The 14,982-nt window shown below is 61.7% G+C and carries 15 protein-coding genes and 3 pseudogenes; 8 read left to right on the top strand and 10 right to left on the bottom strand.

Features of this window, described 5'->3' with window-relative positions:
* Nucleotides 1-48: 48 nt before the first annotated feature.
* Complete coding sequence (locus tag N2600_RS23780; RefSeq protein ID WP_260297569.1) at nt 49-1,110, bottom strand: succinylglutamate desuccinylase/aspartoacylase domain-containing protein; 1,062 nt, start codon at nt 1,108-1,110, stop codon at nt 49-51.
* Between the two features lie 102 nt (nt 1,111-1,212).
* A pseudogene (locus N2600_RS23785) lies at nt 1,213-1,811 on the bottom strand (2'-5' RNA ligase family protein).
* Between the two features lie 283 nt (nt 1,812-2,094).
* Between N2600_RS23785 and N2600_RS23790 the strand changes: the two are divergent.
* On the top strand, nt 2,095-2,658 hold the full coding sequence (locus tag N2600_RS23790; protein WP_260109869.1) for a methylated-DNA--[protein]-cysteine S-methyltransferase: 564 nt from the start codon (nt 2,095-2,097) through the stop codon (nt 2,656-2,658).
* A 105-nt stretch (nt 2,659-2,763) separates the two neighbouring features.
* Here N2600_RS23790 and N2600_RS23795 read toward each other — a convergent pair whose 3' ends face one another.
* The 3 genes from N2600_RS23795 to N2600_RS23805 are packed head-to-tail and all read right to left on the bottom strand — an operon-like array spanning nt 2,764 to nt 4,839.
* A complete protein-coding gene (locus N2600_RS23795; protein WP_260109870.1) occupies nt 2,764-3,498 on the bottom strand; it encodes an SDR family oxidoreductase in 735 nt (244 codons plus the stop codon).
* Nucleotides 3,499-3,554: 56 nt separating this feature from the next.
* Nucleotides 3,555-4,406: an oxidoreductase gene (locus N2600_RS23800; protein ID WP_260109871.1), complete on the bottom strand. Its 852-nt coding sequence runs from the start codon at nt 4,404-4,406 to the stop codon at nt 3,555-3,557.
* 58 nt (nt 4,407-4,464) lie between these two features.
* A complete protein-coding gene (locus tag N2600_RS23805) occupies nt 4,465-4,839 on the bottom strand; it encodes an Atu4866 domain-containing protein (protein ID WP_260109872.1) in 375 nt (124 codons plus the stop codon).
* Between the two features lie 105 nt (nt 4,840-4,944).
* On the opposite strand from N2600_RS23805, the gene N2600_RS23810 reads away from it, so the two are divergent.
* Nucleotides 4,945-5,841: a LysR family transcriptional regulator gene (locus N2600_RS23810; protein ID WP_260109873.1), complete on the top strand. Its 897-nt coding sequence runs from the start codon at nt 4,945-4,947 to the stop codon at nt 5,839-5,841.
* A 46-nt stretch (nt 5,842-5,887) separates the two neighbouring features.
* Here the strand turns inward: N2600_RS23810 and N2600_RS23815 are convergent, their stop codons facing one another.
* On the bottom strand, nt 5,888-6,412 hold the full coding sequence (locus N2600_RS23815) for a hypothetical protein (RefSeq protein ID WP_260109874.1): 525 nt from the start codon (nt 6,410-6,412) through the stop codon (nt 5,888-5,890).
* Between the two features lie 78 nt (nt 6,413-6,490).
* Here N2600_RS23815 and N2600_RS23820 point away from each other — a divergent pair, with 78 nt between their 5' ends.
* From N2600_RS23820 to N2600_RS23830, 3 genes are all read left to right on the top strand, one after another.
* On the top strand, nt 6,491-7,435 hold the full coding sequence (locus N2600_RS23820) for a LysR family transcriptional regulator (RefSeq protein ID WP_260109875.1): 945 nt from the start codon (nt 6,491-6,493) through the stop codon (nt 7,433-7,435).
* A 165-nt stretch (nt 7,436-7,600) separates the two neighbouring features.
* Nucleotides 7,601-8,455, top strand: a complete 855-nt coding sequence (locus N2600_RS23825) for an AraC family transcriptional regulator (RefSeq protein WP_260109876.1) — start codon at nt 7,601-7,603, stop codon at nt 8,453-8,455.
* A gap of 39 nt (nt 8,456-8,494) precedes the next feature.
* Complete coding sequence (locus N2600_RS23830) at nt 8,495-9,040, top strand: YbhB/YbcL family Raf kinase inhibitor-like protein (RefSeq protein ID WP_222385566.1); 546 nt, start codon at nt 8,495-8,497, stop codon at nt 9,038-9,040.
* Between the two features lie 104 nt (nt 9,041-9,144).
* Here N2600_RS23830 and N2600_RS23835 read toward each other — a convergent pair whose 3' ends face one another.
* Nucleotides 9,145-9,636 (bottom strand): GNAT family N-acetyltransferase, encoded by a 492-nt coding sequence (locus N2600_RS23835; RefSeq protein ID WP_222385565.1) that lies wholly within the window; start codon nt 9,634-9,636, stop codon nt 9,145-9,147.
* A gap of 288 nt (nt 9,637-9,924) precedes the next feature.
* Between N2600_RS23835 and N2600_RS23840 the strand changes: the two genes are divergently transcribed.
* Complete coding sequence (locus N2600_RS23840) at nt 9,925-10,806, top strand: AraC family transcriptional regulator (protein WP_260109877.1); 882 nt, start codon at nt 9,925-9,927, stop codon at nt 10,804-10,806.
* A 207-nt stretch (nt 10,807-11,013) separates the two neighbouring features.
* Nucleotides 11,014-11,433: pseudogene (locus N2600_RS23845) on the top strand (dihydrofolate reductase family protein); the annotation flags it as partial.
* Between the two features lie 52 nt (nt 11,434-11,485).
* Here the strand turns inward: N2600_RS23845 and istB are convergent.
* A complete protein-coding gene (gene istB / locus N2600_RS23850; protein WP_162119685.1) occupies nt 11,486-12,286 on the bottom strand; it encodes an IS21-like element ISSme2 family helper ATPase IstB in 801 nt (266 codons plus the stop codon).
* A complete protein-coding gene (istA, locus tag N2600_RS23855; protein ID WP_260297571.1) occupies nt 12,286-13,572 on the bottom strand; it encodes an IS21 family transposase in 1,287 nt (428 codons plus the stop codon). The genes istB and istA overlap by 1 nt, the downstream gene beginning before the upstream one ends.
* A gap of 73 nt (nt 13,573-13,645) precedes the next feature.
* Between istA and N2600_RS23860 the strand changes: the two are divergent.
* A pseudogene (locus N2600_RS23860) lies at nt 13,646-13,765 on the top strand (dihydrofolate reductase family protein); the annotation flags it as partial.
* A gap of 79 nt (nt 13,766-13,844) precedes the next feature.
* Here N2600_RS23860 and N2600_RS23865 read toward each other — a convergent pair.
* Complete coding sequence (locus N2600_RS23865; protein ID WP_260109879.1) at nt 13,845-14,741, bottom strand: LysR family transcriptional regulator; 897 nt, start codon at nt 14,739-14,741, stop codon at nt 13,845-13,847.
* Between the last annotated feature and the right edge of the window lie 241 nt (nt 14,742-14,982).

Genomic DNA, 14,982 nt, shown 5'->3' on the forward strand with positions numbered 1-14,982 from the left:
ATCCCCCGAGCGCGTCGACGATCGAGGCAGACAAAGCCGGCCTGTGGCTCAATTCTCCAGCGTGCCGGCCTTGCGCGAAGCCTTGCTGGGTTCGTCGCAGGCGATCTTCATCAGGTCGCCGCGCCGCCGCACCAGCCGGTCGGATGTTCGTGTCAGGATCAGCCCATCCTGTGGCGCGGTGAGCTCGATGCTGCCGCCCGGCTGCCCTGGCCGGGTAACGATCGTCACTAGGCGGTCGCCTTCCGCAATCCTCTCGCCGATATTGCGATGAAAGAGCACGGCTCCGCCTTCCAGAGCGCGGATGATTTCGACATTGTCGAGCGGCACGGCCGGACCGGAAAATGCCGTTGCCGCCGGCTTTTCGTCGGCGACGATCCCCCGTGCCGCGAGGAAACGCCAGAGCCCGTCGGCGTCCTTTTTCGCCAATACCGGATCGACGTCGCGTTTGCCGCGCAGCTCGACGGTGACGGAAAGTCTGCCGGGCAGCTCGAATAGGCGTTCGCCGGGAATTTCATATTTCCATGCAAAGCCGACGGCCTCCTCGAAGGCCGAGCTTTCTCCATCCGAAAGCAGCACGGCTTCCATGTCGAGTGCAGCGGCAAGATCGGCCGCCTCCGGCCAGAAGGCCTCGTCGATATAGGCATATTGCAGCGATTCATCGTCGCAATGCAGGTCGAGCACGAGATCGGCCCCGAGCGCCAAATGCAGCAACTGTCGCTTCAATCTGTCGGTAGCCGGATAATCGTCGAGGTCTTCGATCAGCGTCGGGCGATCGGCCACGGAGATCCGCGGAAAGTCCCGGTTGAAATTGGTGCGCGAGCCCAGGTCGAAACGGCCCTGCAATTCGCCGAAATGCGATTGCGCCGCACCGATCGGATTGGCCTGCGGCACGATGGTGATGTCGCCGGCGATCCCGCCTTGGCTTTCCGCCTGCCGCAGCCTCTCGCAGAGGAAATGCAACAGCACCGTTCCCGGCAGTTCGCCGGCATGCAGTGCCGCCTGGATATAGGACTTCGGCGCCTTCGGATCGCCGCCCGTAAAGCGCAGCACCGGCAGCCGCCACTCCGCTCCCGGCGTATCGCCCGGGATGATGATCTCTGAAACGTCCATGCTGATTTCGCTCCCCGTTTGCACCAATGCCGGAACAGGCTTTCGGAGCTTTATGCGCGGAAATCAGGCAAGCGCAAGCCGAGATCCGCGAACACTTTGCCCTTAGCCCAGCAGTGGCCAGCGATCGATAATCCGATGTTCGGTTTTTCCGAGAACACTGTGGATGAGCAGGAATTCGGACGCCGTCCATGAAACGGGTGTGTCGAGAGTCGTCGGCGGCACGGCCTTGCGGTCGTAGAGCAGCGTCATATGCGGCGTGAAATCCCGCCTGATATTATGCCGCAATCCGGCATTGTGCATGCCGACGCCCAGTTGGACATGCACTCGGGTGAGCGGTTTCCGTCCGCCCTCGCCGCAAAGCACAAGCGCTCGCGCCTGCGGGAATCGCATGATCCGGTCAAAGGTCACTGCGATCGGCGCACTTTCGACCGTGGCGCCGGCCTGCCGTGCCGCGAAGACCACATCCTCCGGCAGCTTCGGATAGTCTCCGACCCCGATGATCGACACATGCAATGTCGTCAAGCGCGGCCTGCCGGAAAGGGAGAAGGCTCGACGATAGTCATCGGCGATTGCGGCCGCCTGCTGCTCGATGGCATCAGGAGGACAGAGCGCAAAGAAAAGCCGGTGTCCGCTGGCGTAGCTTTCGTTCCGCTGTCCGCGATCATTTTGTCGTCTCCGAAGTCGAGGGGCATTTGGTTCATGGAATTTCCGGTCGTCATGACCCGCCTCGTCGTTTCCAAAACGCGCCGAAGGATACTCCGAAAGAAGGTGATATCAAGAACAAAAAGAGAACATACTTGCCTGATAGGCTCGGCGTCACACTCATCCGAGCCGTCGCCGCAGGAGGGCTGACGTGGAGGTTCGGGCAACAGTGCAGGGGCGCATCGCAATCTTTCCTGAAAGCCCGGCGCGCGCAAGAAGCGGGTTGAAACCGCGGCCGTCCCATACGATTTTGAGGGTCATCGAAAACGCGGAGGCTGTGTCATGGCTGAGACAACCCACCACTATCTCATCTTCGAAACCGCGGGCGGTTTCTGCGGCATCGCCTGGAGCGACGCCGGCATCACCCGCTTCCAACTGCCGACCAAATCAGCGGAAGCGACCGAACGGCTGCTGTTGCGCCGCCTGCCGGATGCCGAACCCGGTGCGCCGACGCCTGCTGTGCGCGAGACGGTCGCTGCGGTGAAGCGCTACTTCCAGGGTGAAGAGACCGATTTTTCCGGTGTCGAACTCGATCTTGCCGGCCAGGATGCCTTCTTCCGGGATATTTATGTGGCGGCAAGGCGTGTCGGCTGGGGCCGCACCACGACTTACGGCGCGCTGGCCAAGGAGCTCGGCGTCGGGCCGGAAGCCGCCCGCGACGTCGGCCAGGCGATGGCGAAGAACCCTGTCGCTTTGATCATCCCGTGCCACCGGGTGCTCGCGGCCGGCGGCAAGATCGGCGGCTTTTCCGCGCCCGGCGGTTCGTCATCGAAGGCGCGGATGCTGGAGCTCGAAGGCGTCAACCTCGCCCCACTGCCGCCTGCCCAGCAGTCGCTGGGGTTTTAGGCGGCGGAGCTTTTTCGTTTTCCGCAATTCCCGGCAAAATCGCTTCGCGCTTTGCCTGGCAAAACCGCACTTTTGCTGGAATTGCTTTGATAGAGTCTCAGGCACTCAATACGGGCTGGCCGTAGGCCGGATGATGATCTCGCTGACATCGACGTCGTCAGGCTGGCTGACGGCGTAGAGGATCGAATTGGCGATGGCCTCGGGGCTGATGGTGATCGCCCTGAAAGCCTTCATGGCATCCCGCGCCGTCGGATCGGTAATGGTGTCGGCCAGTTCCGATTTCGTCGTGCCGGGCGAGATGACGGTGACGCGGATACGATCGGTCTCCTGCCGCAATCCGTCCGAGATCGCCCGCACCGCGAATTTCGTCGCGCAATAGACGGCGGCCGTCGGCGAGACGCTGTGGCCGCCGATCGAAGACAGGTTGATGATCTGACCTGATCCCTGCGCCTTCATGATCGGAAGTGCGGCCGCGATGCCGTAGAGAACGCCCTTGATGTTGACGTCGACCATCCGGTCCCATTCGTCGACCTTGAGGGCATCCAGCGGCGACAGCGGCATGACGCCGGCATTGTTGACGATGACGTCGAGCCGGCCGAATTCGGACCTGGCAAAGCCTGCAAAGGCTTCCACGTCCGCACGGTCGGTGACGTCAAGCTTTTGCAGGCGCACCGACCCGCCCTTTTCCGCGATGTCGTCGGCAAGTTCCGCCAGGCGCTCGGTGCGGCGGGCGCCGATCACGATATGGGCGCCTGCGGCAGCCAGCACCTTTGCCGCCGCCTCTCCAATGCCGCTGCTGGCTCCGGTGATGGCAATGACTTTTCCTTCGATATCAGGCATTTCAAGCTCCATGTGTGCGCCGCTCGTCTGGCGAGGCGGCTGAGGTTTCTTGGTATTCAGCTCGGGAAATCGGCGCTGAGCGTCGTCTTCGCCCAGGCGTCGAAGTTTGCTCGCAGCGCGTCCAGCCGTTCGCGGGCGATCTTCAGGGCGGGTGCGCCGAGCAGCAGGCGCAGCGGCGGTTCGTCCGCTTCGAACGCCGATATGATCGCGGTTGCAGCGCGCGCGGGATCGCCCGGCTGGTTGCCGGAGATCGAGCGGGTGGCCCGGCGCCGCTTGCCGGATGTTTCCGCATAGTCGTCGATGATCGTGCTGGATTCGACCATCGACCGACCGGCCCAATCCGTGCGGAAGGCGCCGGGTTCGAGGATCGTCACATAGATGCCAAGCGGCCTGACCTCATGGGAAAGCGATTCCGACAAGGCTTCGACCGCAAACTTGGTGGCGTGGTAGTAGCCGGTTGCAGCAAAAGCGACGAGCCCGCCAAGTGAGGAGACGTTGAAGATATGCCCCCGCCGGCGTCGGCGCATGCCCGGCAGAACCTGCTTGGTGACGGCGATCAAACCGAACACATTGGTCTCGAACTGGGCGCGTATCTCAGTGTCGTCGCCCTCTTCGATCGCCGAGAGGTAGCCGTAGCCGGCATTGTTGACGAGGACGTCGATCGCACCGAAATGCGCTTCGGCGTCATGAACAGCACCGGCAATGGAGCGGCTGTCCGTCACATCGAGTGCAAGGGCAAGCGCGCGGTCCCCGTGCTCTGCCGTGAGATCTGCCAGGGTCTCGGGTCTGCGCGCCGTCATGGCGGCGCGCCAGCCACGGGCCAGAACGGCTTCGGCGAGTGCCCGGCCGAGGCCGGACGATGCGCCGGTGATGAACCAGATGGGGGTTGGGGAAGACATGATCGTCATCCTTTCCGGCCGGCAAATGCGGCCTTCTCCTGTGTGATGTTGCCTGTCGGGCGGCACGTCATTTGCGCCGAAGCACCATGCCGCCGTGATGGAGGGTATTGCCGTCGACGAAATCGCCATCGGCCGTGAAGCCCGTGTCATCCCAATATTCGATGTGGCTTCCGGTGACGTCGTAGCGTCCTCGATAGGCGCTTTCCCGGTTGCCGCGGGCTTCGTCGTAACGGCCATTGGGCAGAAGTTCGTGGCGGACGCGGCCATCAACCGTAACCCACATGCCGACATAGGGATGTTGTTGCATTGTGTTCTCGCTTGTTTGTTGCTGCTGAGTTTCTCGGTCGTTCACGGTATCGGCTCCGAACGAACCGGTCGCCGCGCCGGCCAGGGTGGGCGTCGTGAAAAATTGCAGAACCGGGCTTTTGAAAATCTTTCGCATTGCCTTGCCTTTCGAAGCCTTCGTTGACCTCGACTGAAAGATAGTACGGAGAACCTGAGTGATTAAGTTGCCAATTCGAGATGCCTTGGTTAGAAATGCTAACCAATGGGCGACGATCTCGAAGGCATTTCAGTCTTTCTTGCGGTGGCGGAGGCGCGGAACTTCCGGCTCGCCGGCGAGCGGCTTGGCGTCACCCGCTCCGCCGTCAGCCAGGCGCTGCAGCGCCTCGAGGATCGGGTCGGCGTTGCCCTGGTCCAGCGCACGACGCGCAGCGTCAGCCTGACCGAAGCCGGTGAAGTGTTCTTCGACGCGGTTCGTCCATCGCTCCGCCAGGTCAAGGATGCGATGCAGACGGTAAGGGAAATGCAGGCGCGCCCGAGCGGCCTGCTGCGGATCACCGTTTCCTCAATCGCGGAGAGTTTTCTATCCGGCACCTTGCTGGCCGGCTTCATGGAAGCCTGCCCTGACATCAAACTCGATATCACCATCACCGATGATGAATTCGATATCGTCGAGGCCGGGTTCGACGCGGGTGTCCGGCTGGGTGAGGTGATCGAAAAGGACATGATCGCGATCTCCGTCTCCGAAGAGCAGCGACAATGCGCGGCCGCCTCCCGCAGCTATCTCGAGCGCCGCGGCCATCCCCGTCATCCCGGCGAGTTGCAGAACCACGCCTGCATCGGATGGCGGCCACGCCCCGACACGGCGCCCTATCGTTGGGAATTCACCGAAAACGACCGCGACTTCGACGTCTCCGTCGATCCCACTGTTACGACCAACGACATGGGAATGATGATCCGCATGGCCTGCGCCGGAGCAGGCATCACCTTCGGCATGGTGGAGACCTTCCAGTCCTATATCGAACGGGGCGAACTCGTGCCGCTGCTGGAGGATTTCTGTCCGCCCTTCCCGGGCTTCTATCTCTACTATCCCAGGCGCCAGAGGCAGCCGCTGAAGCTGCGCGAATTGGTCGATTACGTGCGCAGATTTGACGGGCGCTAGAGTTGCGATCTTCGATCGCAAGGTGCGACGCACGAGATGGCGGAGTTTAAGATACTGGTACCTCGGCGGCGAGCGACTGCATTGCCTTAGGCCGAGGACGCAGCAGCAAATAGAATGCGAAGACATGGCTGATCATCAGCAGCGGCACGTAAATGATCGGGATCGCATATGCGGCGCCCAAATCTCCCGCCCGCGCGGGAAGGCCGGCCTGGATCGCGTGATAGTAGTCGAGGATGAGGTCGCCCATTCCCACGAGATTGAAGGCGATGACGAATAGCCAGAAGATCTGAGGTATCCTGATCGTGATGAGCGCCAGCATGGCAAGCAGCCCGGCCGCGAGATCGCCATAGGCAGCGAAGGTGGCGAAGCTGGCGGGCAGGTTGGGGCCGACGACGCCTGGGAGAAGGAAGACGAGCCCGAAGAAGCGGAAGCTGTGCAGAGTGGCGATGGCGCGGTGCGCCCTGACCCTGTCCATCGACATGAGCCAGGGCAGAATATACGCGCCGAAGCAAAGCAGCCACGCGACATAGCCTAGGACGAGATGGGTTTGGAAGATGGATTCCGTCGACATCGGGGTACTCCTGATTTGTGGGATCCAGATATACGGCCGCTTCCCGCGATCGACTATTCGCGATAATATCAATGCGGTATGAAGCAGAACTTCACAGTCAGGCAAGGCGCGCTCGATGGCGTTGAGGCGTTTCTGAGCGTTGCCCGGCACCGCAGTTTTCGCAGGGCGGCTGCGGAGCTCGGGGTGACCCCATCGGCAATCAGCCAGGCCGTACGCGCTCTCGAGGAGCGTGTCGGCGCAGTACTCTTCATCCGCACGACGCGCAGTGTCGGCCTGACGGAGGCCGGTGAGCGGTTCCTTATGCGTGCAAAGCCCGCCTTCGAGGAACTGGTCGCCGCAAGCGAAGTGGCGCGTGAACTCGGGCAGAGGCCGGCTGGACTATTGCGTCTCACGGTGCCGCCGGCAGTGGTGCCGATCCTGCTGGAGCCACTGATCGCATCCTTCTGCCAGGCCTTTCCCGAGATCGAGGTCGAGGTCGCCGCGAATGAAGAACTGGTCGACATCGCCGCCGAGGGATTTGACGCCGGTATCCGGCTCGGCCAGTTCATCGCAGCCGACATGGTCGCGGTCCGGCTGACGCCGTCCTTCCCGCTGGTGGTCGTCGGCAGCCCCGAATATCTGCGCCGGAGAGGGCGGCCCGAGCGTATCGACGATCTCCGTCAACATGCCTGCATCCGCATGCGCCGCTCGCACGGCGCAATCGCGCCGTGGTCGTTTGTCAGCGGCAAAAAGCCGATCGAGGCTGTTGTCTCCGGGCCGCTGATCGCCCACGACTTTCCCACCATGCTGGGAGCCGCTGTCGAAGGTATGGGGCTTGCGCAAGTGCCGGAGCCAATCGCCGCCGGACTCGCGAAAGCGGGAAAACTCGTCCGCGTCCTGGAGGCGTTCGCACCGGTGGCGCCGGGTGTGTTCCTCTATCATCCCAGCCGTCATCAGATGATGCCGAAGCTGCGGGCCTTCATCGATCACGTGAAAGGCCGAGCGGATGCCGCCGACAAAACCCGAATTCACATCGATGACTAAATGACGCTCACGATTACCCATCACACGCGATTTTGGTATTCCCGATCCTCCAGGGATCGGTGTGGCGAGGCGGACGTCTTCATGCCGGTTCTACCGATCATGGCTGCAGTCTCACGGCCCGGCAGCCGGAGCCCCACGATCATTCATCCTTTTGCCGGAGAACATATGCTCGACGAGGTCTTTCCCATTCCGGCCAGGGCCTTGATCCGCCAGGGCGGGCGGGCCTGCTTCTACCGCCTCGTCAATACCACTCCCCTGTTGATCCAGGTCCAATCGGGAACGAAGATCGTCATGTCGGATGACAAGCCTTTGCGCTTCGAGGCGGGCGCCTATGGCTTGCTGCCCGACTACAGACCGTTGACGATGGAGAACATTCCCAAGGCGCCGCAGAAGTATCAGACCCTGGCGCTTCCCGTTCCGCGACCGCTGTTCGAGGAGGCCTATACCAGGATGGGATCGATTGCCGCTCCATCGAGGCCTGTGCCGGCAGGCACCTCATGCCTGCCGGAGGAAGCTGCGGCATTGTTTGAGTATTGCTGCCAGCCGGGCAATCTGGCGCGCCTTCCTGGCGCTATCGCCAAGGCTCGTCTGATGGAACTCGTCACCTGGTTCGCGCTCCACGGGGCGGTGCTCGGTCGATGCGAAAGCTCCCGGCTTGAGGACCGGCTGAGGCAGATGATCGAAGCTGATCCCGCCTCCGCCTGGACGTTGGCGCAAGCTGCGCGCTTGTTCAACATGAGCGAGGCGACGCTGAGGCGCAGGCTCTCCGCAGAGAATACCGCCTTCAGCGAGATATTGAGCGATACCCGAATGAACCGCGCTCTTGCACTCATTCAGACCACGACATTGCCGATGGCCCAGGTTGCGCTGGAGGTCGGCTATGACTCACCTTCGCAATTTTCCGCACGTTTCAAGGAGCGGTTTGGCGTCAGCCCGCGCCATGTACGCAGCGGCACCGAGCACTTTGAGCGGATCGGGGCAGAAATTGCGCAGAGCGGGGCAGATGCGCTTGCGCGGTGACGGTAGTTTCCCGGCATCGTCAACCACAGGAGAACAGCAATGCGTTTGATCACAGCAGCACTTATGGCCGCCTCATTCTTCGGCGCCACGGCCGCCCACGCCGAAATGAAGCTCACCTCTAAGGACCTGGTCGCCGGCAAGGCCATGGCCGACGCGCAGGTCTTCAACGGTTTCGGCTGCTCGGGCAGGAACATTTCGCCGGAACTGACCTGGTCGGGCGCTCCCGAAGGTACCAAGAGCTTCGCCGTCATGGCGTACGATCCGGATGCGCCCACAGGTTCCGGCTGGTGGCATTGGTCGGTGTTCAATATCCCCGCAGACGTCTCGCAGATTGCCACCGGCGCAAGCGGTGACAAGAAGCTACCCGCAGGCGCCGTGGAAGGCCATACCGATTTTGGCACGTCGGGATATGGCGGCGCCTGCCCGCCGGCCGGCGATAAGCCGCACCGCTACCAGTTCACCGTCTACGCGCTCAAGGTCGACAAGCTTCCGCTTCCCGAGACCGCGCCGGGCGCCATGGTCGGCTTCTATGTCAAGGCAAACACGCTCGACAAGGCCTCCGTCGAGGTTACCTACGGGCGCTGAAGCCGGCTTCGGATCGTAGTCGTCATTCCCTTTATGACAACGGTCGGCCGAGGTGACTGAACCTCGGCCGACCGTTTCCTGTGCGGGCTTCTCTAGCTGTAAACCTAGACAGTCATTGCTTGCCAGCAGATCAACGGACCGTCTTCAGCATCGATCCGCTCGCCGATTTGGACAAAGCCATTGCGTTCAAGGACACGCTGGGACGCGATGTTGTCGACCCCGGTCTCTGCAGAGATCAGGGCCACGCGAGGATCGTTTCGCCCCCACTCCAGCAACTGCCTTATGGCCCGCGTGGTGCATCCGCGGCCCTGGCGTGAAGGCGCAACCCCATAACCTATATGGATGTTTCCATCATGTGGAACCCGAACGATGGAGCAGAGGCCGACGATCTCGCCATCCTCCACGATCATCCAGGCCGACGGCGAAAATTCGGCGCCGATGTCGGCCGCGAGGCGATTCAACATCGCCAGTACTTCAGGAGGCGCAATGGCGCTGTCTTGGACACGGCGCAGATTGCGAGGCGCGGTGCCCTTCAGCAGCGCGTCAAAATCACTGGAAATGAGTTCGATGATCATAGTTTTCCCGACATTGGACATGCGCCAGCATGGGCGCGCTAAGGCCGAGCGATAAGAGTGAGGATCAGCTCTCAGTGACGATGCCGAGCATCTTTACCCCTAGCGCCGCAGCCGGTGAGTTCTGGATCGTTGCGACGGCAAACAAAGGCATTCTCCTCTAAGATGGAAATGCGAATAACAGTGCCGGGCGAGGATCGCAAGATGCTCCGATCGGGCGGCACGCCGGGTGATCCATGCCAAACCGCAAGATCGGTCGAGCGCTGCGTTGCTGAAGGCAACTAGTTTGAGCTGCCACGGGGACCAAGACGAATGACCGCAGCGCTTCGGAACTATCATGAGCGGATGCAGCGAGTGCTGGATTATATCGATCAGCACCTCGATGACGATCTCGATCTTGACATTCTGAGTAGTGTCGCGGCCTTCTCGAAGTTTCATTTCCACCGGCAGTTCACGGCGACCTTCGGATTGTCAGTGCATCGCTATATCGGGCTTGCCCGCATGAAGCGCGCTTCATACCGGCTGGCCTACAGGGACGAAGAACGCGTCACTGAGATAGCGATGGATGCCGGTTACAACGCACCGGATGCCTTTGCCCGCGCCTTTCGGCAACGGTTCGGGCAATCGCCTTCGTCGTTTCGGAAGTCTCCCGATTGGGAGCCGTGGCTTGCCGCCTTCGGGCCTCTCGACAATGCAAGGAGCAAGCTCATGCAGAAGACCTTTACCACTGACGACGTGATAATTCGCAATGTACCCACCACGCCGGTGGCGATCATGGAGCACCGGGGCGACCCGGCGACGCTCGGCGCCACCATCCAGCGGTTCATCGCCTGGCGCAAGGCCGCTGGCCTGCACCCCAGGACAAGTCCGACCTTCAACGTCTGGCGTTCCGAGCGGCGTCCTCAGTCGCCCGCCTGCTATAGCGTAGACCTTTGTGTCGAGACCGACCAACCGATCGAGGCGAACGGCGAAGAAATCAAAGCCGGCGAGATCCCTGGCGGACGCTGCGCGGTGCTGCGCGTCGTCGGCAACACCGACAATCTGGAGCCCGCCGCGCTCTACCTTTATCGCGACTGGCTTCCGGCCAGCGGCGAGGAAGCACGCGACTTTCCGTTCTATTGCCAGCGGCTGAGCCTCTTCCCGGAGGTGGCGGAGCATGAGGCGGTGGCGGAACTGTTTCTGCCGCTGAAATAGCGCCCTCTGACGGCGGCTTGTCCATTCTGATCGCCGGAAGCGGAGAGGCCGTTGTCACGCCAGGCCGGCCGGTTGGCGACCATCAGGTCGCGGACTTATGCGCACTCAAAAACCAATTGCGATATAAAACCAGTTGAGCTAACTATAGCCGATTGCATTATGCAATCAGACATGCGCGGATATGCCGGTTAAGGAAAGGAAGTGAGGATGGCTAAGCTTGTGTTCGGAATGAACCAGTCCCTGGACGGCTACGTCGATCATATGGGGTTTGCGCCAAGCCCCACGCTCTTCCGCCACTTCATCGAGGAGGCGGAGCGGCAGGCGGGCAGTGTGTACGGTCGCCAGATGTATGAGGTCATGCGTTACTGGGACGACGAACATCCTGAATGGGATGCAGAGCAACAGGCCTTCGCGGCGGCGTGGCGGAACCAACCGAAATGGGTCGTCTCGCGCTCGTTGAAGTCGGTCGGATCTAATGCCCGGCTCGTTGGGGAAGATCTTGAGGCCGCAATCCGCGAACTGAAGGCGGAACGCGACGGGGAGATCGAAGTTGCCGGCCCCAATTTGGCGCAAAGCCTCACTCAACTTGGCCTGATCGATGAGTATCGGATCTACCTGCACCCCGTGTCAAGCGAATCGAAGAATTGACCCCTTTGCCGAATTGAAGAACTGACCCCCTTCATTGGTTTGCGGTTTCGTTGGTTTCAAGCGCCGCTCCGGCCTTCTGCAGAAGGCCGGAGCGGCGCTTTTCGCGAAGCCGGTAGCTGTCGCCCCGGATGGTGATCACCGTCGAGTGGTGAAGCAGGCGGTCCAATATCGCCGTGGCGACCACGGGATCCCCAAAAACACTTCCCCATTCGCCCACGGAGCGATTTGAGGTGATCAGGATTGATCCCTTCTCGTAACGCCGCGAGACCAATTGGAAGAACAGATGGGCGGCGTTGGCCTCGAATGGCAGATAGCCCAACTCGTCAATAATCAGCAGTTTTGGTCGCGACAAGATCGTCAACTGCTTGTCGAGCGAGCCGTCGTTGTGAGCCTTCGCCAGCATCGCCACCAGGGTGGCCGCCGTGACGAACTGGACGTTGTAATTCTGCCGGATCGCTTCACGTCCCAGACTTACGGCCAGATGGGTTTTACCCGTTCCGGGCGGGCCGAGGAACAGGACCGTGTCGCCGTGAGCGATCCAGCGGCAAGTTGCCAATTCTCGTATCTGCCCCCGATCCAGCGACGGCTGCGCCTCGAAGTCGAAGCCGTCGAGCTCGCGCACGAACGGGAACTGCGCCAGCTTGCTTGACATGGAGATGCGCCGCTCGTCGCGCCGGGCGATCTCGCGCGACACCAGGAAGGCGAGAGCCTCACGTAATGTCATCTTCGAACGCGCTGCCTCGTCCAGCAAGGTGTCGAGCTGGTCGCGAATTGCCGTCAACTTCAGCCGGTCAAGCGTTGCGATCAGTAAATCATGATCCACGTTCGTCATCACCAGCCTCCTCCGACCACCGCCTCATATTCGGCAAGCGGCCGCAGCAAGACAGCGGGAGCGATCTCGATGGATTCTTTACGGACCGGCCCCTCGAAGCCGGCCACGCCAACAAAATGCGCCCGATCCTCGATCCGTTGTCGCCGCCCGCGGCAAAGGGGATGGTCGGCGACGACCTGGCCGGCGTGACGGATAATCACGCGGCCGGCCAGCACCACGACCTGAACGCTTTCGCCGATCAGGCGCCAAGGGACGGAGTAGCTGTTGGTGTCGAGGTCAATCGCGCAATCGGCTTGAACCTTGCGAACAAGATCCCGCAATTGTCCGAAGGGTGCCCGTCCGGCCAGCGGGCGGAGCGCCTTGGCTTCGTCGGCAAAACGTTCCGCCGGTTTGACACCGGTGGTGCCGTGTTCACGCTGATCGGCAACTTCGCGTGTCCATCGATCCAGGTGCGCTTCGAACTCGGCCCAGCTCTCGAAGCGCCGGCCGGCGATCGCGTTCTTCTTGACGTAGCCGACCCCGCGCTCGTCCTTTCCTTTCGTGCGGGCCCGATACGGTGCGCAGGCCCGCGGCGTGAAGCTCCAATATCGGGCAAAGGCATGCAGTCGCGCGTTGAACCTCACTTCCCGCGTTACCGCATCATGATGCTCAACGAGTGCCTTTGCGTTGTCGATCAAGACTTCCGCCGGAACCCCGCCAAACCGAAGGAAAGCACCTTCCATGCCTTCAAACCAATCTGCCTGCCTCTCTCTGAGCGACGCGCGAGTATGCATCCGCCGCGAATAACCAAGCGTTCCTACGAACAAGTGGATCCGAACCCGCTCGCCGCCGATCCACACCTTCGTGTCGCCGAAGTCGATCTGCATCTGATGGCCGGGTGCTGTCTCGAAGCGGACCGTCGCCCGCTTTTGTGCCTTTAGCTCTCGCCGCCACTGCCGTACTCGAAGCTCCACAGAACGCAGACCGATGATAATGCCGTGCTCGCTCGCCAACTCTTGGCGGATCACATCCGCATTGCCGTCATGCCGGAAAAAACGCTCGCGAAGCCAATCATCGAGCCCGTCGAACGCACTGCGCCGATCAGGCTTTTTAAACGGTGCAGCTCCGCCCTCTCGAAGGTATCGGCGAACCGTGTTGCGCGCGCATCCAAATTCCTTCGATAAACGTTTGGCACCCCAACCGAGCTCATGTAGCCGCAACATTGCCACCACCTCATCAGCCTGAAGCATATCCCCGCCCTGCATCGTTCGCGACAATGCAGGATGCAACGAAATCTCGATCGTCATCCATCACTCCTCGTGTTGATACGAGGGGTCAGTTCTTCGCTTCGTTAGGGGGTCAGTTTTTCATTTCGCCCGACACCCCGTGGTGCTCGGTCACGGCAAGCCATATTTCGCCGGACCCCGGCCGCCGCTCCGCCTGATGGCTCATGACCGGATTGCCGAGGATGTGATCAGGTTGACCTACGTTCCGGCTTGATCACGCGACTCGCCAGATGAAAATCGCGGCTCGGCTTCTGACCGGATGACGGCAAGCGTCGCCGGCGACCTGCCGGGTGTCAGTCGCGCGATATGGACAGCCCCGCGAGAAGCGGAGCGTACGCGGCGAGCCTGTGGGATACGAACTCCGTGAAGAGCCGCACGCGCTTCGTTTTGCGTGTCTCCCCCTGTGTGAGAAGCCAGAGCGTTCCGTACATGTGCAGGTCGGTGCCCGGCACCCTAACCAGGTGGGGGTCGGCGTCTCCGACGAAGCACGGCAGTGTCGTGATCCCAAGCCCTTGCCGTACAGCAACGATCTGCGCCTCGGCGTCCGTGATCCTGAATGGAACCCCCGTGGTGCGAACCTCACCCTCGCTGGCCCAATCCGGAATTCCATGAATGCTTATGACGATCCACCGGATGGGATCAAGCGCGCCCGCACGCCATGCGGCTAGTCGATCGCAGGACATGTAGACGCCGCCGAACAGCTCCGGTCCCTTCAGGCCGTGCAGATTGAGCGGCAGGGTTTTGCGGTCGTAGACGACGCGGATCGCCACGTCGGCCTCTCGGTTGGTCAGATTTGCGAGCTCGCCGGACGACACGATTTCCATCTCGATATCCGGATGCAGCCGCGCGAAATCGGCGAAATCCGGCATGAGCAGGTGTGTCGCCAGGGGCGGAGCTAACGTCACCCGCAGAAGCCCGCGCACGCTCTGGTCGCGCCCAAAGACACGCGTCTCCAGCTGGTGCGACGACGCTTCCATCTGGTTCGCGAGCTCGAGCACCTCCTCACCCGCAGCCGTCAGGCGGTAGCCCGAAGGCAGCTTTTCGAACATCTGCGCCCCGAGGCGTTCCTCGAGCTGCGCGATGCGTCGCAGCACGGTCGCGTGATTGACCCCGAGACGCCCGGCGGCAGCCCGCACTGAGCCTCCGCGCGCCACGGCAAGAAAGTAGCGAATGTCATCCCAGTCGATCATGGTGCAATCCGGCACCGCACGGTGCGCCTTCCCAAGCCAGTATCTAACGCGTCGTACAGCAGTACTGGCGGTCATCATAGCCTATGTGGGCAAGCACGGCCCGATTCCAAACGGAGGACACCGATCGTCGCGGCTGGCATCAGTCGTCCGGTGGATCGATTTTGCACCACCGATGTGCGCGCTTCCGCACTCAACAACTGATGCCGGCGGACCCATTTCGACGGTCTCGGGGCGTACCCGA

Source organism: Rhizobium sp. WSM1274 (assembly GCF_025200775.1).
In the GTDB taxonomy this organism is placed as follows: domain Bacteria; phylum Pseudomonadota; class Alphaproteobacteria; order Rhizobiales; family Rhizobiaceae; genus Rhizobium; species Rhizobium leguminosarum_I.